The sequence below is a fragment of the Psychrobacter sp. Choline-02u-9 genome (genome assembly GCF_002836505.1).
Taxonomy (GTDB): domain Bacteria; phylum Pseudomonadota; class Gammaproteobacteria; order Pseudomonadales; family Moraxellaceae; genus Psychrobacter.
This window is the reverse complement of the sequence record NZ_PJBF01000057.1, coordinates 20,879-45,394: the sequence shown is the minus strand read 5'-3', so window position 1 is coordinate 45,394 and position 24,516 is coordinate 20,879. Positions and strand designations below refer to the sequence as shown.

The window sequence follows — 24,516 nt, the reverse complement described above, 5'->3', positions numbered from 1 at the left end:
AAGTGCAGGTTATAATATAGCTCTGTTTTATCTCGCATTATATGTCGATGCTTTTTGTTTGCTAGATAAACCTTTTTGCAAACTAAAAGCAGGCATATAAAGACTGAAAACCAAGTCACAAAACTAGGTCACAAAACCAAGTCACAAGGATACCATTATGGGTAGTTTTTCTATTACACATTGGCTGATACTATTGGTCGTTGTCATTGTCGTGTTTGGCACCTCAAAACTCAGAAATGCTGGTAAAGATTTGGGCGGTGCTGTCAAAGGTTTTAAAGAAGCTGTTAAAGATGAAAATACAGAGCATGCCAAAAAACACGCGGTTCTTGACCACGATGCGACGGCACACACTGAAGAGCGCTCAACCACCAAGGTTGATGATAAGCATAACGTATAGCATCTAAACAGTGACATCGGACCATTATGTTTGATATCGGGTTTTCTGAACTACTTCTCTTCGGCGTTATCGCCCTAATCGTACTGGGCCCAGAAAAACTGCCGCAGGCAGCGCGCACGGCTGGGCAATGGTACGCCAAAATTCGCCGTACAGTCTCAACATTGCAGTCTGAAATAGAGGCTGAGCTTGACTTGGCTGAGACGCGTCAGCAAATGCAGAAAGAGCTCGCCAAAATTCGCCAGACCGAAGCTGAGATGAGGCGTGAAATGGCTGAAATGCGCGGCAATATGAAAGCTTTTGAAAGCTCACATAGTCCTGCTTCGATAGCTTCTGAAGCATCTACGAATGCTGAAAATAGTAAGGGTGACGAAGCTCATGAAAATAACCGCACACAAAAGCAGCAACCAGCCACGCCAAAAGCATTCGACTATGCTTATGCCACTGAAGAGCAGCCAGATACATTAGAAAATGGTCACTTATCGAAGCGCGGTCACAGCGGTGACGATGTGGATGATGCAAATGTAGGTGATGCAAATATAGGTGACAACGCCAAGGCAGCGCCAGTTGTTCAGACCATCACTACCCGTCCATGGGAAAACATGTGGTTTCGACTTGGTGCTTATGACAAAGCACGTCGGCTCCCAATGCCGCCATATGTGCCAAACTATAAAGCGGACGCTCTACTCAACAGTCCTGCCAACATGCAGACTTCTGACCATAAGCAGGAGACTGATTGATGTCATTATTCAAGCGCAAAAAAAGTCGTCAAGAGAAAATCGCTGTTTCTGCCATTACTGACCAAGACGTTATTGATCAAGACGATAAAGCAACAACTGATAGCACTCAAAACGAATCATCAGATGACGTCTTAAGCCCTTTGGCTGATATGCCTATTACCGAGCATTTGATTGAGCTGCGTCGGCATTTGATCAAAATATGTGTGGCGGTACTGATAATATTTTTAGGCTTGGTCGGCTATTCGCGCGAGCTATATAACTTGTTATCTGATCCACTAGTTGCGCAGTTACCTGCCAACTCGACCATGATTGCCACTGATATCACGTCAAACTTTATGGCTCCGATACGTCTGACCGTATTCGTAGCCGCGTTTTTGGCAATGCCCTACATTCTTTATCAAATTTGGTCATTTGTAGCGCCCGGTCTGTATAAAAAAGAAAAGAAAATCGCGATTCCAGTACTGCTATCTTCTATATTTTTATTTTATGCTGGTGTGGCTTTTTCTTACTTTATTGTGCTCAAAGGGGTCTTAAAGTTTTTTATCATGTTTGCCCCGCAAAACGTACTACCCATGACGGATATCGACAGCTATCTCAGTTTTGCCTTAAAATTATTTATGGTATTCGGCTTAACCTTTGAGATTCCAGTCGTCACTTTGCTATTGATATTGGCAGGTATTGTCTCCATTCAGAGCTTAGAAGAAAAACGTCGTTATATCATTGTGGGTTGTTTTGCTGTGGCTGCTGTTGTCACGCCGCCAGATGGCGTATCGATGCTCATGCTAGCGATTCCGATGTGGTTGTTGTTTGAGCTTGGTTTGTTTTTGGCGAAGATTCTAATCAAAGAAGAGCCTAGTCCTACTCTCGTGTCGACAGACAAAGAATAAAACACTTACCAGTCTAATCTAGACTAAAATAAAGTTATTGATTACATATAGCTATGCGTTAAACTACCATTACACCGTTTTATTCTTGCCTCATTAGTAAGCTGATTGCTTATTATCACGTTTTAGCATCACCATCATCTATAAGCCATTGTTTACCCAGTGGCTTTTTTTGCCCCTTTTGTTTTTAATCAATTTTTGTATTTAGGTAGCTTTATTATGTCCGCATCTATGCCAGCTTATATGAGCGATCCCACTGACGAGCAGCTGAGCGCGCTGAATATGGCGATGGATCACAAGTCGTTTAAAGTGGTCGCTTATGCGGGCGCCGGTAAGACAACGACGCTCAAGCTAATCGGTGAGCGCTTACGTGGCCGCGGACTGTATCTAGCCTTTAACAAAGCGATCGCCAATGATGCTCGTTCAAAGTTTCCGCCGCATGTAGAGTGTCGTACTTTTCACTCATTAGCTTATCGTCATGTTGCTCGTGATATTACCGCCAAGCTATCTCTGCCGCGCTTTTCACCTAAACGCCTTGGTGATGATTTGGGACTACAGCCTGTACAAGTGCGTCGACAAATGGATGGGGTTAATAAATACATTACGCTGACACCCGCACGATTATCTCGGTTCGTCAGCGATGCAGTAAGTAATTTCTGTAGCACACATGCCAGCTACCCTGCGCCAAGGCACATACTGTTCCCAAGCTGGCTCGATGACTCAGATGCAGAGCAGCTCCGCGAGATGCTCTACCCTGCTGTCGAGCAGCGCTGGTTACAGTCGATTGATGCGCGTCACCCTGCTGGTATTGGCCATGATATTTATCTCAAGCTTTGGGCGTTGTCTAAGCCCAGTATTCCAGCGGACTTCATCTTATTTGATGAAGCACAGGATGCCGACCCATTGATGATGGGTATCTTGACCCAGCAGTCGAGACAAGTCATCTATGTGGGTGATGCCCATCAGCAGATTTATGAATGGCGCGGCGCGGTCAATGCGATGAAAAAGTTGCCATTACCGCAGACATTATTGACGCAGTCTTTTCGCTTTGGTGAGCCGATTGCAGAAGTGGCCAATACCTTATTAAAAGCACTACAAGAAGACGTACCGCTAAAAGGCAATCCGAATAAACAGTCCTCTACCGATAAGGGCATGGTACATAGTAAAAAAGATGCTATTTTATGCCGTACCAATGCGGCTGCCATGTCGCAGCTGTTGACAGGTTTAAAGCACGGGCATCGAGTGGCATTACAAGCAGATACCGACCGTATGCTCAAATTCTGTCAGGCAGCCGAAAACTTAAAAAATGGTAAATCAGCTTACGGTGTACCTGAGCTGGCGTATTTTTATAACTGGAGTGATGTGCAAGAGTACGCTGAGACTAACGAAGGTAGTGATCTAAAAACACTGGTCAAACTGGTCGATGACCACGGTACCAATGTCTTGAGTCAAGCGGTCAATAGTCTGACCAGCATTGAAAACGCTGACTATGTCATCTCTACCGCGCATAAAGCCAAAGGGCTCGAATGGGGGAAAGTACAGTTAGATGATGATTTTTACTACGATGTGACCACCAATGCGGTTAAGGTCAGTCCAGAAGAGCTGCGTTTGCTCTACGTTGCTTGCACGCGTGCGCAAAGTAATTTGGATATTCATAATATTAAAGACCTGATATCAGGATTGCAGACGGGCAAAAAAGTGATTTTTGGCAATACTTAATTACTCTCTACCTCTATCAGTCTCAAGTTTTATTCAATCTCTCTTATAACGACCCTTTAGCAGTGAATCACCAGCATGAATAATAGCCAGCAACTTCAAACGCGTCAAAATACTATTAATCAGTTATTTGCAGCTCCCGTCCGCCTTCTCGCACCTATGGAGGGCTTGACCGATCCATTAATGCGCCAAATTTTAACGCAGATTGCGTCTGACTTGGGTCGTCCTTATGATTGGTCAGTTAGTGAATTTATTCGTATCACTCAACACGTCTTGCCTGCGCATGTGTTTTATAAATATGTGCCTGAGCTACATCACGATGCCAAAACGGCTTCTGGTACGCCCATTCATGTTCAACTACTCGGTAGTGAAGCACAGCTGATGGCAGAAAACGCCGCGTACGCTTGTGAGCTTGGTGCGCCTGCTATCGACATCAACTTTGGCTGTCCTGCAAAAACGGTCAATAGCCATCGTGGTGGTTCTGTATTGTTAGATGAACCTGAAACCATGTATCAGATTATCAGTGCCGTACGTCAAGCCGTTCCCACTGACATACCAGTATCAGCTAAGATTCGTCTAGGCTATACCGATACTAGCCGAATGGATGATATTCGCGGCGCAATTAACGACAGTGGCGCCGACTGGCTAACCATTCATGCACGCACTAAAACCCAAGGCTATAAGCCACCTGCCTATTGGGACAAAATCCAGAGCTTTAATGCGCTCGATATTCCAGTCATTGCCAATGGAGAAATTTGGAACTTTGAGCATGCGCAAAACTGTATGACACAAGCAGGTACACAGCATTTAATGTTAGGTCGCGGCGCAGTAACACGTCCTGATTTAGTGGCACAGGTTGATAGTGATACTGAAAACAGTACTGACAGCGGAGAGAGTACGGCTACATTATTATGGCAGGATTTAATCGCGCATCAGATCAAGTTTTTAGAAGGGGAAGCAAAGAACGATGTGGTGTTAGTCGGACGCTATAAGCAATGGCTAGGTATGCTTACCAAAGGCTACGTTGAGGCGCAGACAGTATGGGAAGGTATTAAACGAGAGAAAAATAAAGCGGTTATTATTAGCGCCCTACAAGCAAGCGTACGAGATTAATCACTTGCTTGTATTTGAGCGTTTTGGCGGTTACGGGTATTTTTACTAGGGTGTGTCCTCATTTCAAAAATGGAGATAAAAATGAGATAAATTGCCGTTAAACGAGAAAAATAGCGTAGATAATATCGAGATACTAGCAAGCGATTTGACGCTGTTTGGCAAAATTTAGCCATTTTTAATCCGTTTAAATAACTGTCATTTGAATTGAGGGCATGCCCTAGACGCTGACTCGTATCGCTAAATAAAATAGCATCAGACAACATGCTATTGATAATACCCAGAGGATAGAGCGGAACATTGCCAAGTTAGTAATATATGCCACACAAAAACCAATTCGTATCATCACATACAGCCAAGCCAATATGTTGATAATCGACTGCGGTACAAAGAACAGCATAGCAACTATCACCGCCGCCAAAAACACTGGCAAGGTTTCATAACTGTTTTGTTGTGCTGCATTAGCACGTGCTGCCATGCCTGTCGCATTTTGAAAAAATTCGCGAGGATGTGCATTATTTCTGATTCTGAAGCCACCAGATACTTTTGCAACGATTGACACCACCCATGGCAGTAAGCTTGCTACCACCATGGCTAAAATGGCAGATGCCACTTTATCAGTTACCAACTCAAAGAATGCACTTATCATTATATAAGTCCCTAGCCTGCAACCACTTCGAAATCATGGGTGATATTGACCCCACCTGCTACTAACATACGGCTGGCAGAACAGTATTTTTCTGCTGATAACTGGATGGCTTTTTCGACTTGTTTTTCTTTGACACCTTGACCAGTGACAACGAAATGCATATGAATATCGGTATAGACCGCTGGTACGGTTTCAGCGCGCTGGGCGGTTAGCTCACAACGTACATCCGTCACTGCTTGGCGTGATTTTTGTAAAATCTCTACGACGTCATAACTGGCGCAACCACCTAGTCCTAACAAAATAAGCTCCATCGGGCTTGAGCCTTTTTCTTTATCAGCATCGATTTGTACATTATGTCCTGATGGTGACACACCCATAAAGGCTTTATTCTCTTGCCATATGACGCTTGCTTTTGATTCTGACATTGTAGATGTTCCTTATTTTAAATGGCGTATTGCCTATTATTATTGTGTGAATGATATATTGCCCAGCTAGTGTAGCATAAGCCAAAGCAAGATTTTATAGGCTCATTGTTTTGCTGTTAGCTCGCCAGTGAAATCTGTGCTTTTATCACTTTATAAATATCGCAATAGTGGACTTCGACAGTTTATTAAATAATGTATGTTCATCCGCCTATTACTACTCTTCAACACTTGCCTAAAAATTCCGTATAAAAAACCTACAAAAGTCTGCTTATAAATAGTTGATTTTAAAAGGTAAAACTCGTGAAACATTTTATAGCAAAATACTGTTACACATTTTGCTTGTTTCTTGGTTTAATAACGGTAATGAATCTTGTTTTGAGCGAATATCGATAACAATCACCTTATAATAATTACGATTGCTGTCACGGTTTCAAGTCAAAACAAGCTATTTTTAAACAAATTAAAAGGTTTAGTCATGATAGATGCAGACGGCTTTCGCGCCAACGTCGGCATCATCTTGGCAAATACACAAGGGCAGGTTCTGTGGGCAAAACGTATTGGTCACAACGCTTGGCAATTTCCGCAGGGTGGTATCGACCGCGGGGAGACGCCGATGGATGCAATGTATCGCGAGCTCTGGGAAGAGGTCGGCTTACATCCGCGTCACGTAGACTTATTGGCAGTCACGCAAGACTGGTTGCGCTATCGTTTGCCAAAACGTTATGTACGTCATGGTCAGCATCCCTTATGTATTGGGCAAAAACAAAAATGGTTTTTGCTACGCTTAGATGAGCCAAATACTCAACATATCCGCTTTGATGAAGGGAAACCTGAATTTGACCATTGGCAATGGGTCAGCTACTGGTATCCACTCGGACAAGTGATTCACTTTAAACGAGGCGTTTATCGTCGTGCCTTGCAAGAATTGGTACGCGAACTCCCCCTAAAGCAAGAGCTGATCATTCCTGAGCAAAATAATCATTTGCTTATGTAATGAGTCACTTAATAGTACGATGCAAAACACCCACGATAGTAGCTAGAATGTTAGCAATTACCGTGGGTGTTTTTTATTATCTACTAACAGTCATTGTCAGTGATTATCAAACTCTCGGCTAATAATATTCGCCTTATAGTTTGCTCCCGTATCTCTCTCTTTGCGCAACGTTAAGATGCTTTGAGTGCGGGTACCATAAGTAGGTTTACTAGTTTCAGTGTCGCCAAAAGCGACAGGTTCAATATAAACAGACGATAACATCTGCTCTACTTCAAATGCTACGCCAGTAACAGGCAATTTGTCTTCTGGTGCTTTGGTACTATCTGACAAGACATTAAAAGCCGCCGCTTGCCAGTACGCAGGTGAGCTATCCTCCGCAATCAAGGGCAGCACTTCTTGACGTAGTCGCCCGCGCAACCGCTCTGTCTTAAACCAACTGTCCTCTGGTTGACCATTAGAGATAACATGTAGACCTGCATATAATGGCGTAGGTGCATGACCGCGGTTATTGACGATCACAGCTTGCGCAGCATCACCAATGATCAGATTAAAGCCCGCATAATCTTGCAAATCAATCTGCCGTGCAAAATCCATCGGACTTAGAGTCCCTGTCAAGAATTCAGTGACCAGTGCACCACGTGAGCGCTCATCACTGCTTGCTTGCACCCCATCACGGAAATTTAATACTGCAGCCCAACGACCATTCTGTTCATAATACTCTGCACTCTGCGCTGGTGACACTTGCTGATGAATGCCTAACCACGTGCCACCGCTTTGTTTATCGCGTCCAGCATAAATAGGTTGATCAGACCACTGGTGGAGCGGCTCAGTTGGACGCTGCAAAAACTCATCACGATTAGACAGTAGTACCAGCGGTAGCTCATCAAATAATTGCCAAGCAATAGCGACAATACACATAGCTTTCCTTTTATAATAATTTTCGTTATTCGGGTAATTTTTAATAAAGGTAAAAATAAGGCAAAAATATTATTCCTGACTTTACCTATTAATGAGGTAGCCTTTATAGATAGTACTTATTAATTGCCAGTCAATAATTTATTAGCAGGATAACTAATTTGGGAGATTGAACGTATTACTTGTGATTGTTTACTTGGTAAGTCAAATTCCCACGCTACCATGCCTTGATTGTTATTCCAATCTCGCTCGGTGACAGGCGGCGTATGTGTCACCGCAACTTTTAAACTATCGTCACGACTGATAGGCTCACTGCCCAGTACTTGCAAGCGTACGCTACGATTGTGCTGATTGGTAAATTGATAGGCCTTGGTGGTCGTCAGTGTTTGCGTACGGTTTAGCACACCTTTTTCACCTTGCTTATCTTCATTGGTCAGCTCTTTTACGAGCATATTTGAGTCACGACCAAATCCAATTCCCTGCTCTTTTAGCATTTGATAGTTATAGCGCGATTGTCCAACATAATTGTCATCACGGTACAGCTGTAGTGAGCCGTCCACCCACTCTGGCGTCAGAAATGGCGCTGATGCATACCAATAGGCGGCCGTCTCAACGCTCGGGGTACTACGAACCCACAGCTTACTGCTGCCAGACTGCTCGCCAATGACAGTACGCACTCGCCTGCCACCACTGGGTATCGTCACTCGCTGCGGCAAGCGATATTCAATAATACCGTTTTTATTTTGGCTACTGACCGTAAAGTTCGGCAGTGGTGCCATATTTGGTGCTCTAGAATCGTCGCTATAACCTTCTCTGGCAGATACTACGACAGGCGTGTTATCCGACATAGGTATTGCATACTCAACATTTTGGTTTTCTTCATAAAGTGATAGGCGCGGCACATGAGGTAGTCGTCCTGTCGCGCGCTGGTTGGGGTTGGCTGTACTGAGAGTGACAGGAACATTTGTCCAGTTCTCGCCAGTTTGCTGAGCAATAATCGCAGAAGCTGTGATACTCAGTTGGTCACTATTTGTGTTTAGACGAGCTTGATACGCAGGCTCCCAACCTGCACCTTGCACTTGATAATGCAACTTAACGCTACTCGGCGAGCGACTTGCCGTACGTACACTCACCTGTGTCACCTTGTTAAAGGTCGATGTCGCGCTGCCTGCCATCAGTTGATTCAGTGCGTCTTGGGCACGAGCTTGTCGCTGTTGAATCTCTAAAATTCTTTGGTTAATACTGGACGCTTGAGTTTCTATATCGCGGGCATTATTGGCAATCGTACTGTCTGTATTGACTTGCGTGGCTTTGGTCAGATTTTGCAAGTAGGCCTTTGCTAACCGTGCTGCTTCCAATTCTGCATTGATATTGGCTAGGGTATTTTGCTGTGTCTGTACTTTGGCGTCACCTTGATATTGGCACTGGGCTGCCTGCTCACCTGTCAGCTCTTCAATACTAACTTCCCCAACGTTGACACTGCCTGTCGCCTGTACGCTTAGGCTTTCTTTATCCATATAAGGTGACAGGCACGAAAACACCACCGTTTGCTCACCGCTACCTGTGACTGGCAATGCGCTCGTCACGCTCGCCAGCCCTTGATAAATAGTCACTTGCTCGACGCTACTGGTGGCCGCTTGTGCCGAAGACAATCCCAAAATAGCACTACTACCAAGTACAAATGGCAGGATAGCAAATCTAGTCATTTGATTAAGCGGCGGCAATACGCTGCCATGGCCTGTTGAGACAGATGACTCTGTTAATTGTGCGTTCATACATCATTCCTTAGCAGTAAAATCCCTCATGGCAGTCACGCATTGGCTCAACGCGCAAAATAGCAACTATCTTAGAGATATTACCGTAGCCGTTTTACAGGTCTTTGGCAATAAATGCTTTTGGCAAACTGCACTTTTAGCAATAAGCACTTTTAACGATAAATCTCTTCATATGATAGCTATTCAATTTTTAAAATTTGTTTTTTAATACTGCACCATTTTTTTGTTCATCTCCCCTTTATGGTGCAGTTTATTAACCTTCCTGCACTAAATTAATGAATATATTAAACAATACTTAATTATTGCTCAATTATTACACGATTATTGGCTTTTTCTACTTGGCACGGAACTTGAACGCTTAATAAGTGTTCAGGAGCCATATTTTATCTTTTGTGTTTATTTAGGAGATGTCCATGTTTTCGTTACCAACTTTAGCCAATCCTCAGTTTGTTGAGACTCATCTGCAAGGCAAAATCAAATCACGCTTCTCATTATTAGCGATTGCCGTCGTTGGTAGCTTGAGTCTCGCTGGCTGTCAAAAGCCTGCCGAAACGGCGACAGCCACAGAGACAACAGCCGAAACCACTACAGAGACAACGACTACCCCTGCCGCTGATGGCGACACGATCAAAGTGGGCATCTTACATTCGCTATCTGGCACCATGGCCATCTCTGAAACTTCTCTAAAAGACACGGCACTCATGACCATTGATGAGATCAATGCCAATGGCGGTGTACTCGGTAAGCAACTAGAACCAGTCGTCGTCGACCCTGCTTCTGATTGGCCATTGTTTGCCGAAAAAGCCCGTCAGCTGCTCACTCAAGACAAAGTAGATGTCATCTTTGGTGGTTGGACATCGGTATCACGCAAATCAGTACTGCCAGTGGTAGAAGAACTAAATGGATTAATGTTTTATCCAGTGCAGTATGAAGGACAAGAGCAATCAGAAAATATTTTTTACACGGGTGCTGCACCAAATCAGCAAGCCATTCCGGCGGTAGAGTACTTAATGAGTGAAGAAGGCGGCGGTGCAGAGCGCTTCGTATTGCTAGGTACTGATTATGTCTATCCACGCACCACCAACCAGATTTTAAAGGCATTTTTGAAATCGAAAGGCGTGGCTGATGCAGACATCATGGAAGAATACACGCCATTTGGTTTCAGCAATTATCAAACCATCGTATCTAACGTCAAAAAATTCTCAACGGGTAAAAAGACTGCCGTTATCTCTACTATCAATGGCGACTCAAACGTTCCGTTCTATCGTGAGCTTGCCAACCAAGGTATCAAAGCGTCAGACATTCCAGTCATGGCGTTCTCAGTTGGTGAAGAAGAGCTACGCGGTATCGATACCAGTCTGCTACAAGGGCATTTAGCGGCATGGAACTACTTTATGTCGATCAAAAACCCAACCAACAGTGCCTTCACCAAACGCTATAAGCAGTATGCATTGGACCAAAAACTACCAAATGCTGAAAAAGTCGTGACCAATGATCCAATGGAAGCTACTTATGTCGGTATCAATATGTGGAAGCAAGCTGTCGAAAAAGCAGGTACAACTGATGTCGATAAAGTACGTGTTAGCATGGCGGGACAAACATTCGATGCACCTTCTGGCTACACGCTAAAAATGGATGAAGAAAACCATCATCTATGGAAGCCTGTGATGATTGGTCAAATTCGTGCCGACGGACAGTTTGATACGATTTTCAAAACGCCAGAAGTTATCCAAGCCCAGCCATGGAGCGAGTACATTCTTAAATAGGCTATCCCTAAATAAATCAGTACTGAAAAGCACGTATATAGTAACTGAAAAGTAGGCGGATGGATAAACGATACCAATAACCGTCCTAACGCCTACTTTTTACACTTATTCTTAACTTTTAAATAACACCAAACCTTATCAACTCTTCTATCGCTTAAAACGCTAAGCAGTAAAAGCTAAAGGTTTGTTGTCTGTGAAAAACAGGGAGCCGCACATGCAGCACCATACTTTACGCCCGTTTGTAGGGCAAACATCGTCCAAAAATGGAAATAACCCACAAGCATCAGCCAGTGAAGTCATGCAGTATGTGGCACGTTTTTCAATTCATGCGCCTCTGCGATTACTTGCATTGATGGCATTATGCATAACAACTTTCACCACCACAGCGTATGCGGATCATGATGGTCAGGTACATGACCACGATACGGATACCGTTCATAGTGAGCAATCTTTGGTCACACCTGTCAACGTAGCCACTTCTACTCAAGCCAGCATCTCCGATACCTCGACAGCAACTTCTACAAGTTCAGGCGATGCCATTCAACAATTCGTGGCAGGTGATTTTAGTAAGCGTCAAGCTATGCTAAGTGATTGGCCAGGATCCGTTGAGAGTTTAGATAGTTTGGTTGAATTCATTGCCAATGATGAGCTGTATCAAGGTAATGGTGGGCAAACGTATTTATTGAATAAAGAAGATCAGCTGTTTACTTATCCTGATAAAAAAGGGACTAACGATTGGCCAAGTGATTTATCACAAATCACCCTGACTAATGCCCTTCGCTCAGCGCTCATCTTTGGACAGGCTAAGGTAAAGCTAGCTTCTGACAAGCCCGCACAGCGCCTGCAAGCTGTAGAGATTTTGGCTGACAATATTGACCAAGTAGATCCAGCTATTATTATGATCGCAGCAGGAAATGAGGACAGCGCTAAAGTCAAAAAGGCACTAACTGCTCTACAGGCGCGTATTGATTTCAAAAACGGCGACCTGCCCACTCAAATTGCAGCGGTCAATCTGCTCGCTGATAGTGATAACCCACAAGTATTGGTCGATATCGAGTCTGCCCTCGCTGCGGATAACTTAGATGCCTCGCTCAAAGCTGCACTTATCGATGCTGAATCTAGCGTGTCACGCCGTATTGAAATAAGCACATGGACGGGTCATATTTTCACCGGTATGAGTACCGCTAGTATTTTGCTGCTAGCAGCGCTTGGTCTCGCCATTACCTTTGGTTTGCTTGGTGTGATTAATATGGCGCACGGTGAGCTAATTATGATTGGCGCTTATACCACTTATATGGTGCAAAACTTCTTTCAAGCTTATATGCCAGATATGGCAGGTTGGTATTTGCTTGCTGCTATTCCAGCTGCGTTTTTAGTCAGCGCTGTCATCGGTATGATTATCGAGCGCATTGTCATTCGCCCATTATATGGTCGTGAGCTAGAGACATTATTGGCGACATTCGGCGTGAGTTTAATATTGATGCAGTTGGTACGGATGATTTTTGGTGCGCAGAACGTTGAAGTCAGTAACGTGGCATGGTTAAGCGGCGCATATCAAGTGTCATCAAGTTTGGTACTGCCTTACAACCGTATTGCCATTATCGTATTCACGGTCATCGTCGTAGCGCTATTGGTTTACTTACTTAACAAAACGCGCTTTGGATTGTTTATACGAGCTGTCACTCAAAATCGCCAAATGGCACGTGCTGTCGGCATCCCTTCTGCACGTATCGATATGATGGCGTTTGGTTTGGGCTCTGGGCTGGCTGGTATGGCAGGCTGTGCCCTTGCCCAAGTCGGCAACGTAGGTCCTGATCTGGGTCAAACCTATATCATTGATACGTTTTTGGTCGTCGTCGTTGGCGGCGTCGGACAAGTCTGGGGCGCAGTATTGGCCGCCTTAGGACTTGGTGTGAGTGGTACGGTACTTGAGATTGGTATCGGTGCGGTACTGGCTAAGATTGTATTATTGGTTCTTGTGATTCTGTTTATTCAGAAACGGCCACAAGGTTTATTTGCACTTAAAGGCCGCTTTGTCGAATAAGGAGAATCCTATGATACTGACCAAATTACTGTCTGATACCCCGCGTAGTGCTGTTTTAATTGGCTTATGTTTTGCCGTACTACTGATACTGCCTTGGCTACATCTTATGCCAGAGACTTCATCCTTTCACCTTTCAGCCTACTGGATTACCCTAATTGGCAAAATCATGGCGCTAGCGATGGTGGCTTTGGCACTAGATCTCGTTTGGGGCTATGCCGGTATTTTGAGCTTGGGACATGGTCTGTACTTTGCTTTGGGTGGTTATGCGTTTGGCATGTACCTAACACGTGAGACAGCAGGCGATGGCTTACCGGACTTTATGCGGTTCTTGAGCTGGACTGAAATGCCCTGGTATTGGGCTGGCACGCAGCACTTTTGGTGGGCAGTCGCACTGGTTGTATTAGTGCCTGGCTTGGTTGCATTTATCTTTGGTTTCTTTGCCTTTCGCTCCAAAATCAAAGGCGTTTATTTTTCTATCATCACTCAAGCCATGGTCTACGCGGCAGCCTTGCTGTTCTTCCGTAATGAGACAGGCTTTGGTGGCAATAACGGCTTTACTGGTTTTACTACCCTTCTCGGCTACGACATTACCGCTGCCTCTACTCGCTCAATGCTGTGTTTTGTCACGGCCTTAGCATTGTTAGTCTCTTATATGGGTTTGCGTCATTTAATGAACCAACCTTATGGGCGAGTACTCGGTGCCATTCGTGACAGCGAAAACCGCCTGCAATATCTGGGCTACCGTACTCTGTGGTACAAGCTATCTGCTTGGGTATTATCCGCTGTCATTGCTGGTATCGCAGGTGCGCTATACGTACCGCAAGTAGGCATTATCAATCCGAGTGAAATGAACCCAGTGAACTCGATTGAGATAGCTGTCTGGGTAGCAACTGGTGGTCGAGGAAGCTTAATTGGCGCGATCTTAGGTACTGGCGTGGTTAACGCTGTGAAAACCTACTTTACGGTTGCCTACCCTGAATTTTGGCTATTGATATTAGGCGGACTGTTCGTCGTCGTGACGTTGTTTTTGCCCAATGGCATTATGGGCTTGTTCGATCGATTCAAAAAGGAGAAACAATAATGCTAAACGATAAGTCCTCATCGACTGAACAATCGACCAAAGCGCTATCCGAATATGATCATACTGATGGACGTGACGGTCTCAGTCATCCCAAAAAATCAGGCGTCGACTTTAGCCATGGTATTGCTCTGTACTTAGAAGACGTGAGCGTCTGGTTTGATTCGTTTCGCGCACTCAACAACCTGTCGCTCTATATCGAAGAAGGCGAGCTACGCTGTATTATCGGCCCCAACGGCGCTGGCAAAACCACACTAATGGATGTCATTACAGGTAAAACCCGCCCTACGGAAGGCAGCGTGTTTTTTGGTCAGACTCATAACCTTGCCAGCTTATCTACCGAACAAATCGCTGAAGCGGGTATCGGCCGTAAGTTTCAAAAACCTACTGTCTTTGAAAATTTTACGGTAATGGATAATCTGTTACTTGCTGCACCAAAAGACAAACGTGTGGTCAAAAGCTTGTTCAATAAACTCAATGCCGATACTCGCGATACCCTCGACGCGACTCTACAGCAAATCCGCCTGACCGATAAGATCAACAAGCCCGCTGGATTGCTTTCACATGGACAAAAGCAATGGCTAGAGATTGGTATGCTACTGATGCAGAATCCCAAACTGATTCTGCTTGATGAGCCTGTGGCAGGTATGACCGATGCCGAAACAGAACATACCGCTGAACTGTGTCTACGGCTTAAAAAGAACCATACATTAGTAGTAGTCGAACACGACATGACCTTTATCGATGCCATCAGTGAAAAAGTCACAGTATTGGCACAAGGGGCGATTTTGGCCGAAGGTACATTAGCGGAAGTGCAAGCCAATGAGGCAGTGATTGAGTCCTACTTAGGTCGATAGCCGAACGAATCATCTAGACGAGCCAAACGAATATTCCCTTTAAAATATTAGAAAAGTTTTAGAGTTTAGGAGACAGCCATGTTACAAGTTAACGATATCAATCAATACTATGGTGGCAGCCATATTTTACGAGATGTCTCGTTTACAGCACCTGTAGGCGCATGCAGCGTGGTACTCGGCCGTAACGGCGTGGGTAAAACCACCCTACTCAAATGTTTGATGGGAATATTACCCATTAAATCAGGAGAGATTCTGCTCAATGATAAAGACATCAGCAAGATGTCTCCAGAGCAACGTGTCCGAGCAGGTTTAGCTTATGTACCACAAGGACGCGATATTTTTTCGACACTGACCGTAGAAGAAAATATATTAATTGGTATGGCTAAGTTTTCACGCAGTAAGGCCAAACATGTACCTAAGCATTTATACGATATTTTTCCAGTACTAGATGAGATGAAACATCGCCGCGGTGGTGATCTGTCTGGTGGTCAGCAGCAGCAGCTTGCTATCGCCCGTGCCCTAGCCTCTGAGCCGACTGTGTTAATTTTGGACGAGCCAACTGAAGGTATCCAACCCTCTATTATTAAAGACATTGGCCGAGTCCTGCGTGACTTGGCTGACAAAGGTGACATGGCCATTGTACTGGTTGAGCAGTTCTATGAATTTGCCGAAGAACTAGCTGACAATTACACGGTACTATCACGTGGTAAGGTAGTGTCACAAGGTGCAGGCGATACGATGGTCGAAAATAACGTACAAGATCTGGTCGCCATCTAATTCCTTTTAATAATAGATGTAATAGTACAACTTGGTAGTGAACGCTCGATAATGCTAAAAATGGCATTTTTATCCCAAGCTAGTAGCTACCAAGATTACATATCATCACGAAAATGCACCCCAATTAAAGTCACTCTTTTACCTCACTTCTTATTTTTTGACTCTTAGCCTATATATTCTGTGCCATTTCAAAAACTCACATTACCAATACCCTCTGATTGGCGTCATAGCAATTATGTATGCCCATTGAACGAAATTTGCTATTATAGTCAGCATTTTATTATCAATATTATGATGCCTTTATGATGATTCATCCTCAGTACGATCCTGTAGCATTAGCAGTTGGACCTGTCGAAGTCCATTGGTATGGGCTGATGTATTTGTTGGCATTTGCCGCCGCCTACGGACTGGCATGGTATCGCAGTACCAAGCGTGAAGGCTGGACAACAGATATGGTCTCCGACCTAGTGTTCTTTGGCGCACTTGGTGTGATATTAGGTGGCCGTGTCGGCTATGTATTGTTTTATCAGTTCAGCGAGCTACTCCAAAACCCTGCTTACCTGTTCAAGGTCTGGGAAGGCGGCATGTCATTCCATGGCGGCCTGATTGGTGTCATGTTGGGTATGCTGTATTTTGCCCGAAAATATAAAAAGACACCTTTCCAAGTACTCGATTTTGTCGTTCCCTGTGTACCAACTGGTTTATTGTTCGGACGTATTGGTAACTACATCAATGCAGAGCTATGGGGCCGCGTCTCTGATGGTGGCTATAACTGGTTGACCTACTTCCCGCAGGCCGCTAGTGTTGATATGCAGCAGCTACAAGCCAATCCTGCGCTACAAGACCTTATGACTGAGGTCAATGGCCAGTACCTGTTGCCTCGTCACCCGTCTCAATTGTATGAAGCCCTTGCAGAAGGTCTACTGTTGTTTCTATTCTTGTGGTGGTACTCATCGAAACCCCGTCCTCGGATGGCAGTGACTGGTGTCTTTATGCTTGGTTATGGCTTTAGCCGCTTTATCATTGAGTTCTTCCGCCAGCCAGACATCGACCAAGGATTCATCTTGCTGGGTTGGATGACCAAAGGTCAGATACTAAGCGCCCCAATGATAATTATCGGTCTGTTCTTGATCGGTTACGCTTACAAACGTGGCATCTACGACTGGGGTAAGCAAGCTTCTTACTAAGCCTGCCTTTTTGTGATAAAGGCTGATGACTTAAAATAGGGTAAGCTGTCAAAACGCTTATCCTAGCAATACTTTCAATAATGACAGTGTCTATATCGACTACCCATCTAGCCTGTATGCGCTGTCAGCAGTAACTAAAGAGCATTTTATGATCAATGGCACCCAAAGTAATAACGAGCAAGGCTATTTAGATTTACTACGCCACGTTCTCGACAATGGCACTGAAAAAGGCGATCGTACTGGTACTGGTACGCTTAGCCATTTCGGCGCACAGCTACGCTTTGACTTAGCAGATGGATTTCCACTGCTAACAACCAAAAAGGTTCACTTTAAATCTATCGCTTATGAGCTATTGTGGTTTTTAAGTGGCAGCACTCATGTCGATTATCTACAACAGAATAATGTTCGTATCTGGAATGAGTGGGCGACAGCAGAACAGACAGCACGCTTCAACAGACCTGCTGGTGATTTGGGTCCTATCTATGGTCATCAATGGCGTAACTACGGCGCGACCAAAAATGAAGATGCCAGTTATAACGCTGATGGCGTCGATCAAATCGCACAAGTCGTTGAACAGATAAAGAACAATCCGAATTCGCGCCGCTTGATTGTGTCAGGCTGGAATCCAGGTGAGGCAGAGCAAGTAGCCCTACCACCATGTCATACGTTATTTCAGTTCTTTGTCGCAGACAATAAGCTGTCATGCCAGCTGTATCAGCGTTCGGCTGACTTATTTTTATTATACCCCCATAACAATAATGCACAATACGGAGTAATAGATCGTATATAATGCAATACATAACTTAGTCTATGTATTGAGATAGTGATTATTATGGATGTTAAAGTTTGTTTTGATACAAAGTTAGATTTATCTAAGTCTTGTTTACTCAATGAGATTCCAAATTTATCATTGAACAAAACCGTAACAGTGAATGGTGTTGGAGTATTTGATGATGATGGCAAGATCCTTCCTCTTGTTTCTGAGTATTTGTCGTATCGAACCAAACATCAAATAATCTCTTATAAATCAGCAGTTACTTATGGTAGAAACCTAAGCTACTTCTTAAGTTATATTCGTAGTCGTCCAGATTATGATGACAGTGAATCTGATGAAGTATTTATTACAGTTCCAAAATACGTAATTCAAGAATACCTGACATTTTTAATCCGTGAAGACCATAAGAACTCATCTACTGTTAGAAGTCGAGATGAGACAATACATGCCTTCATCGAATACCTTTGTAGCCCTACAGAAGACCGTGATAAGCTTAGACAAGATAACCCATATAGCGATGGCTTGCTATCAAAACCACCAAAGCGCACACCGATTAGCTCTTGCACACTTGATGACCTTTTCATATTGATTGAATTTACTGATTCAGAACGAGAAAGAGCTTTACTCCAGTTTTTATACGACTCTGGCTTACGTCGTTCAGAACTACCTAGAGTTACTCTTCAAGACTTTAAAGATATTACTAGCCTTAATTCTGAAAAATATATTTCCCGCGATACTGACCTGCCTATTCATCCCGACTATGTATCTTTGAAAGTTAAAGGAAGTAAGGGCCGTGGTAATCAAATTAAGCCACGCTGGACTTTGCTTAGCTTAGTAACTATCAAACGTGTGGAAAAATACCACGCATCTCCCTTGTATAAAAAATACGCTCGTAAATATTTAAAGCCGTCTGAAACACCAGCGTTCCTTAATGCTGAAGGCACTCCTTACACCCCAAATTCAATCAGTAAGCTACTTGAACGTATAAGTAAACGCGCAATCAAACACGGTCGACTCAATCGACTGATTTCTCCCCACAAGCTACGGCATGGCAACGCTTATTCAATACTACAGTCAAAGGATTTAGGGCCTAACTATGTAGATCGGCTTGCTATTGTGCAGAATTGCTTAGGCCACAACCATCTTAGTACTACACAGATATACACTAATATCCCTCAAGATATCTACAAGAGCATGTGTGACGAGAATGGTGATACATTAACCAAAGCTGAGAAAATGAAGCGCTTATCTGAACAGACACAGTTAAGAATTGGCATTAAGGACATCAAATGAAAAACATTGGAATAACCATTGATGAGATTCATGAGGATTTTCCTGAGCCAGGAATTTTAGGTGCAGACTTTAAGAACGTTGAAGAAAAACAACCGATTAAAGACGCCGAAGCAGCTGTTATAGAATGGGTATCGAAAACAGCTGGAGATAAAGAAGCACTATGGGAAATACCAATTAGTAAAGCGGATAATACTTTGGGCTTCAGTGTAGCTGTTAAGCATATTCAGAGTGCTGTAGGTGTCTCATACTCTGTTGCACAAAAATATAGGGGTCTTACTACTCCTTTAATTGGAAGGATGATTGAAGAAGGGATTCTAGTAATACCAAGTGAAAGCTACGAAGCGGCTGGCATCGAAAACACTAGAAAACTTTTGAATTGGTACAGAAAGCTAACTGTAGAGGAAAAGCACACTTTACCTATTTTCGGCAACAAAATTTCGATAGGAAAAATGTCTCCAGAACAACTACCTATAAAAAAAGAATCCTTAAGATTTAATGTTGTTAAAGATGCTTGGGAATTCATTCACAAAGACTTAGAAAAAATTGGAATTATTGATCCAAATTATAAAAGCGTTGCTGAAAGAACAAGCGAAGCGAATGTCAATAGAATAAATCATAGTGAAAGTCAGATAGAGCGTTTTCATAGACTCGCAGCAAGAGAGCTAAATGCAGCTGATGACTTCTTCCCTCCTTCAAAATTAGAACCGTTTATTCAGGTTGAGCAACTGTTTGCTTGTAGTAGCAAAACTGTCTCTTCAAAATCAGGCAAGAGTAATTATAGAGTTGCGAGTAGTTCATTTATAGAGTTCTTATCTAAACTGTATGGAAATAAACCCTTTAGAATCGTAACAACTTTTGATGAATACCTATTATCTAGATATCGGAAATATTTAGAGGGCAAGGTAATAAATAAAGAAATATCAAGTCATCATGCAAATACAGTTTTGAGTTCAGTCCGTATAACATTGAATCGGCTGACTCAAGTACGCGATATAGAATATAGCTTTTTCAATATAAATGGATTTGCTACAACTAGAGAAACAGATGTTAAAAAGCCATTTACAATGAACGAGCGACTTCGAATATTAGAGGCTATTGAAAAAGGATTGAGCGAATCTAGAAAAGCCCTCAAACCTTATAAGAAAACGGGTTTAGGTAGCAATCCTTTGGACGAAAAGGGTTCAGTCATTAGAGGCCTTTCGACACTAGAGAATGCGCGATGGCTCTTTGAAAACCGCTTAATGTGTAAGCCAGTTCATTATAATACAGCTAAATCACCTATTGAAAAGTCTTTCTTAAGAATTATTAATGATTCAGATAAGGGTTTGATAGAGGTATACAACGACTGGGGCATTACCCCAATGATAAATATGGATACACTAACGCCTTACGTTTTAAGGCTTGCTCAAATTACTGGTTTAAATGCAAATCCTTTACTTTCTCTTGATATAAACGATTATGTAGATTCCCATCCGGCAACATCGCGGCCTTGTCTTAGATATTGGAAAGAAAGGTCTGATGGTCATAAAGAATACCACCTCGATCTTTTTAATGCAGAACTGACATGGCTTACGTCATCTCAAGCTAAGTCTATAAAAATTATTTTTGAAGAATTAGTCCAATTGACGAGTAGTTTTCGACAAGACATTGAAGATAATGCTTTTAAAGATAGGTTGTTTATCTATCAGTCGAATAGTACAAAAAAGCACGGCAGAGTATCTCCACTATTAGGAAACAAAGAAAAAAATACAGAAGCATTGGGAGCTAGTTTGTCCAGGTTTGTTAAGAAATATAATTTAAAAAATGATGCAGGAGATCCCCTAACTCTTACAATAAGTCGCTTTAGACCAACATTTGTTAGTGAGATGCTTAGAAATGGCGTAACTGTACGTGAAATTCAACTCATGTTGGGTCACTCCTCACTCCAAACAACTCTCGGTTATATAGATTCTCTAGATTTTAACTCCATGAGTAGAATGAAGATAAATGATGAATTAGAAGAGATACATCAATCGACTCTGGATAAAAAAGTTGAGAAAGTGCCAGAAGATATAGAGTCCAAAAAAAATGATGAGTTGGTAACAACCTTTCATACTCCTCTAGCTGAATGCAGAAATATTTTTGACCCACCAGATTTTGTAAAAAATCTTTCATCCTACATACCTGGTACTCCATGCTCACAATATAACAAATGTTTGGGTTGTGACAATGTCATTATTACAGCTAAGAATCTGCCTGAAATTTTTGCAATGAAGCGTGACTATACGCTTTTGAAAGAGCACTCCCGTGTCATGGATACACCCTATGGGCATGTTATTTCAGAGAATTTAGAACTGATAAAAGGTATTACAGAACCTGAACTATCTAATTTTTCCTTAGAAGAATTAGAAAATGGACGGCGTTTAGCAGAATACATTGAAACGACCACACTAGTTGATGGAGTAATCTAATGGACTATGAAAAAAAGCTGAATGTATTAACAGGTTTTGCAGAACATCGTTTATATGTTTTAGATGCTCTAGACCATGCTACAGTTCAAAAGAAGAAGCACCTTCAAAATAATTACACAGATGACATAGAGTATGTGACGTACCTTATGGACAAACCTGTATCGAAATTATCAAAGTTTTCTGACGACTTTTGGGACTTTAATGACGACTATCCTAATGCTGCACGAAATGTTCAGGGCGCAAAGCTCCGCATTAGTTTTTCAAAGTATACAGATATCCCAAGATTCGTTTTAATAGAAATAAAAATCATATTCGAGTTGGCCTTGCTAAACAATTCGATTTTCAAGCTTCAAAGTAAGGAAGGCCAAAGTCGAACAAAAAAAGTCTTAAAAGCAAACTCTTTAATTACAATTTTTGAAAATGGATTAACGTTTATTAATGAAATATTTAAACAGGCATCTCATGAGCTAGGCTATGAGTTTGTTCAGGAAAAAATCAGAACACTCTCCGATATAACACCCGAACTGTATTCCAAAGCTGCTGAAAACTATGATCGCGTAAAAGGTGTGGAGCTAGATAAATTTTTCAAATATCTACGCAGCCCGGCTTCTGTCAAGTATGTATTTGAAAAACCTATCGCTTATGTAGAGTTAAATAGCCTGAAATGGAAGAAACTTGCTAATACTAATACTTCGAAAAAAGAACAAGTACTGCCAGATCTGGTATTTGAATCTCTCTCGAAAATGGCTTCCTTTATCATAGTGGACTTTTTAAACGCTACAGGAGCTTCAGCAAAGATATCAGATCCTAACTCCTTAGAAAGATTTAATACAAGCAACCACGTTTCATGGGCAAACGAAGAAGGAGTAACCCACGAAATTTTAAATGCTTATATTGCTATGAGATTAGGAACTAAAGGCTATCCTTCAAGTTTCATTACAAACATAATTGAACCCTATGATTGGATGCTCAAAAAAGACTCTAGTGTCATGGGTGGACGAACTTTACGTAACGCATTGAAAAAACGTGGTTACAAGTTAGATAATCTTAGAGAATACTTTAACCTCGTAGCGTATGCCTGCGCGTATTTAGTGGGTCAATATACAGGTATGAGACCATCTGAACTATCAGAAATAAGAGTTCAGGATTGTTCGTGCTTAATTCAAAGTGACTCCGTCTGGCTGATTGAAAGTACGGTCAAAAAGCATAAAGATGAAGTTAGTACAGGTTTGTTTGACGACAGATGGGTAGCTATACCAATTGTTAAGGATGCAGTATTAGCAGCTTCGTATATCTCAAAAATTAAGGCGTCGCCCTACTTAATTTCTAATGTAGATACTGTTAAACCTGATAACTCCCCCCAGTCAATGACTAGTACTGGTATCGTGTATCAAATGAATAACTTTATTAGCCAACTCTTAGGCGAAAAAGTTGCTAAAGAACTAAAATTCAATCCATATATGTTAAGACACACATTAACATATCAATTGTTTAAGGCTGAAGTTGGATTGCCTCTTATATCGTTTCAATTGAAACATTTTGTAGAGAGCATCTCTAAGTACACATCTACTGGCGCCACCTCGTCAGTTACGTTAGGCTACGGTGATATAGGTGAGATGCTGTCAAAAGACGGCAACCGAAAAGGTGATACGAAATCACTGCGCCGAGCAGCTGAATTAGATGCTATTAAAACTGCCCATAATCCAAATGGTACATATTATGGTGGTAAAGCGAGTGAGCATAAAAAAGGTCTGATCAAGACGTTTAGTGGATATATGGCTGAAGGATACACAGAGGATGAGATTTATGAGGCTATGGTAGATCAAGGGGTTGCCATGGTCTATATGGGACAAGGGCTTTGCTATGGTGGTAGAGCAGAAGAGTATGACTCAAGCCTACCATGTATTGGTTCACTGCGTTGTAACCCAGCTCGATGCAAACAAGCCGTTGTAACTACTAAGCATGCTCCTAAATGGCGTGAAGTTTACATGTTAAATAAAACCAACCTCAATAAACCAGAATATTCAGACAATCGAGAGCAAATTCTATCAGCAATGAACGAGGCCAAAATGGTATTGGAAAATCTTGGTGAGGCAATCGAACTATGAGTAATGAAGCTTATGATCAAAAAAATAATGACGACTATGAAGCAATAACTTCTGCTCTAAATATTGCCCTAATAGATCTTGAAAATAATAAAAAACTAAAACCCACTATAGCGCAACTTTCGAAGATGACTGGTATTCATCGAAATACTATTACAAACCGTGGTTGGCCTGTCCAAAAGCTAAATCAGATCAAAGATATCAGAAAAGCTGAAGAGAAATCGCGTAAAGAAAAAAAAGCTATAGATAACGCTGATGTTAAGAATGCGCTTGAAGCAAAAATGATTCAAGCACAAAATGAGGTTATCTACTGGTTTAATGAATATCAAGATATAAAAAGAGTCACTCAACACTCAGATAAACGGTTACAAAAAATGAAAGAGTCACGAGATTATTATAAAACACAATCTGATACAGATAAAAGGTCGTTATTAGAAGCTAGACAGGAGATTAAAAAACTGAGACAAATGTTAGCTTTAAAAGATGCAACACCGAACCAGCTGATGCACTAATCTATCGAAAACTACCTATGCTATAAAAAGTATAAACTTAATTTCCTTGTACTTAAAAGCTAGCAAGAGC

General features: G+C 42.4%; 20 protein-coding genes and 1 pseudogene. 17 read left to right on the top strand and 4 right to left on the bottom strand.

What is annotated here, in order from left to right; translation table 11 throughout:
• Positions 1–157: 157 nt before the first annotated feature.
• From tatA to CXF69_RS09915, 5 genes are all read left to right on the top strand, one after another.
• The gene (gene tatA / locus CXF69_RS09935; protein ID WP_101204898.1) at positions 158–397 is read left to right on the top strand and encodes a Sec-independent protein translocase subunit TatA; all 240 of its coding nucleotides are present in this window, start codon (positions 158–160) and stop codon (positions 395–397) included.
• 26 nt (positions 398–423) lie between these two features.
• Positions 424–1,134, top strand: a complete 711-nt coding sequence (gene tatB, locus CXF69_RS09930; RefSeq protein ID WP_101204897.1) for a Sec-independent protein translocase protein TatB — start codon at positions 424–426, stop codon at positions 1,132–1,134.
• A gap of 149 nt (positions 1,135–1,283) precedes the next feature.
• On the top strand, positions 1,284–2,021 hold the full coding sequence (gene tatC / locus CXF69_RS09925) for a twin-arginine translocase subunit TatC (protein WP_379544901.1): 738 nt from the start codon (positions 1,284–1,286) through the stop codon (positions 2,019–2,021).
• A gap of 216 nt (positions 2,022–2,237) precedes the next feature.
• Positions 2,238–3,737 carry a UvrD-helicase domain-containing protein gene (locus CXF69_RS09920; protein WP_101204895.1) on the top strand — a complete coding sequence of 500 codons (1,500 nt, stop codon included), beginning with the start codon at positions 2,238–2,240 and terminating at the stop codon, positions 3,735–3,737.
• Positions 3,738–3,812: 75 nt separating this feature from the next.
• Complete coding sequence (locus CXF69_RS09915; RefSeq protein WP_102078165.1) at positions 3,813–4,847, top strand: tRNA dihydrouridine synthase; 1,035 nt, start codon at positions 3,813–3,815, stop codon at positions 4,845–4,847.
• Between the two features lie 217 nt (positions 4,848–5,064).
• On the opposite strand, the gene CXF69_RS09910 is transcribed toward CXF69_RS09915, so the two are convergent.
• Both CXF69_RS09910 and CXF69_RS09905 read right to left on the bottom strand, forming a co-directional pair.
• On the bottom strand, positions 5,065–5,493 hold the full coding sequence (locus tag CXF69_RS09910) for an MAPEG family protein (RefSeq protein ID WP_416375003.1): 429 nt from the start codon (positions 5,491–5,493) through the stop codon (positions 5,065–5,067).
• Between the two features lie 11 nt (positions 5,494–5,504).
• Positions 5,505–5,918 carry an OsmC family protein gene (locus CXF69_RS09905; RefSeq protein ID WP_102078166.1) on the bottom strand — a complete coding sequence of 138 codons (414 nt, stop codon included), beginning with the start codon at positions 5,916–5,918 and terminating at the stop codon, positions 5,505–5,507.
• A gap of 475 nt (positions 5,919–6,393) precedes the next feature.
• Here CXF69_RS09905 and CXF69_RS09900 point away from each other — a divergent pair, with 475 nt between their 5' ends.
• A complete protein-coding gene (locus CXF69_RS09900; RefSeq protein ID WP_057761956.1) occupies positions 6,394–6,912 on the top strand; it encodes an RNA pyrophosphohydrolase in 519 nt (172 codons plus the stop codon).
• Positions 6,913–7,008: 96 nt separating this feature from the next.
• On the opposite strand, the gene CXF69_RS09895 is transcribed toward CXF69_RS09900, so the two are convergent.
• Both CXF69_RS09895 and CXF69_RS09890 read right to left on the bottom strand, forming a co-directional pair.
• On the bottom strand, positions 7,009–7,830 hold the full coding sequence (locus tag CXF69_RS09895; RefSeq protein ID WP_102078167.1) for an NRDE family protein: 822 nt from the start codon (positions 7,828–7,830) through the stop codon (positions 7,009–7,011).
• A gap of 119 nt (positions 7,831–7,949) precedes the next feature.
• Positions 7,950–9,602 (bottom strand): DUF4139 domain-containing protein, encoded by a 1,653-nt coding sequence (locus CXF69_RS09890; RefSeq protein ID WP_102078168.1) that lies wholly within the window; start codon positions 9,600–9,602, stop codon positions 7,950–7,952.
• Positions 9,603–10,015: 413 nt separating this feature from the next.
• Here CXF69_RS09890 and urtA point away from each other — a divergent pair, with 413 nt between their 5' ends.
• The 11 genes and pseudogenes from urtA to CXF69_RS09835 all read left to right on the top strand — a co-directional run bounded on the left by urtA (position 10,016) and on the right by CXF69_RS09835 (position 24,446).
• On the top strand, positions 10,016–11,368 hold the full coding sequence (gene urtA, locus CXF69_RS09885; RefSeq protein ID WP_416375002.1) for an urea ABC transporter substrate-binding protein: 1,353 nt from the start codon (positions 10,016–10,018) through the stop codon (positions 11,366–11,368).
• A 214-nt stretch (positions 11,369–11,582) separates the two neighbouring features.
• Entirely contained in the window at positions 11,583–13,412 is a 1,830-nt protein-coding gene (gene urtB / locus CXF69_RS09880; protein WP_323807181.1) for an urea ABC transporter permease subunit UrtB, read from the top strand.
• A gap of 10 nt (positions 13,413–13,422) precedes the next feature.
• Positions 13,423–14,493 carry an urea ABC transporter permease subunit UrtC gene (urtC, locus tag CXF69_RS09875; protein WP_102078169.1) on the top strand — a complete coding sequence of 357 codons (1,071 nt, stop codon included), beginning with the start codon at positions 13,423–13,425 and terminating at the stop codon, positions 14,491–14,493.
• 98 nt (positions 14,494–14,591) lie between these two features.
• A pseudogene (gene urtD / locus CXF69_RS09870) lies at positions 14,592–15,347 on the top strand (urea ABC transporter ATP-binding protein UrtD); the annotation flags it as partial.
• A gap of 78 nt (positions 15,348–15,425) precedes the next feature.
• The gene (gene urtE, locus CXF69_RS09865) at positions 15,426–16,124 is read left to right on the top strand and encodes an urea ABC transporter ATP-binding subunit UrtE (RefSeq protein ID WP_101204888.1); all 699 of its coding nucleotides are present in this window, start codon (positions 15,426–15,428) and stop codon (positions 16,122–16,124) included.
• 302 nt (positions 16,125–16,426) lie between these two features.
• On the top strand, positions 16,427–17,311 hold the full coding sequence (lgt, locus tag CXF69_RS09860; protein ID WP_101204887.1) for a prolipoprotein diacylglyceryl transferase: 885 nt from the start codon (positions 16,427–16,429) through the stop codon (positions 17,309–17,311).
• 148 nt (positions 17,312–17,459) lie between these two features.
• Positions 17,460–18,101 (top strand): thymidylate synthase, encoded by a 642-nt coding sequence (gene thyA / locus CXF69_RS09855; RefSeq protein ID WP_259358611.1) that lies wholly within the window; start codon positions 17,460–17,462, stop codon positions 18,099–18,101.
• Positions 18,102–18,143: 42 nt separating this feature from the next.
• The gene (locus tag CXF69_RS09850; RefSeq protein WP_102078170.1) at positions 18,144–19,379 is read left to right on the top strand and encodes a tyrosine-type recombinase/integrase; all 1,236 of its coding nucleotides are present in this window, start codon (positions 18,144–18,146) and stop codon (positions 19,377–19,379) included.
• The gene (locus tag CXF69_RS09845) at positions 19,376–21,829 is read left to right on the top strand and encodes a tyrosine-type recombinase/integrase (RefSeq protein WP_102078171.1); all 2,454 of its coding nucleotides are present in this window, start codon (positions 19,376–19,378) and stop codon (positions 21,827–21,829) included. The genes CXF69_RS09850 and CXF69_RS09845 overlap by 4 nt, the downstream gene beginning before the upstream one ends.
• The gene (locus tag CXF69_RS09840; protein ID WP_101204882.1) at positions 21,829–23,937 is read left to right on the top strand and encodes a site-specific integrase; all 2,109 of its coding nucleotides are present in this window, start codon (positions 21,829–21,831) and stop codon (positions 23,935–23,937) included. Before CXF69_RS09845 ends, CXF69_RS09840 begins: the two co-directional genes overlap by 1 nt.
• A complete protein-coding gene (locus CXF69_RS09835) occupies positions 23,934–24,446 on the top strand; it encodes a hypothetical protein (protein WP_101204881.1) in 513 nt (170 codons plus the stop codon). The genes CXF69_RS09840 and CXF69_RS09835 overlap by 4 nt, the downstream gene beginning before the upstream one ends.
• Positions 24,447–24,516: the final 70 nt, after the last annotated feature.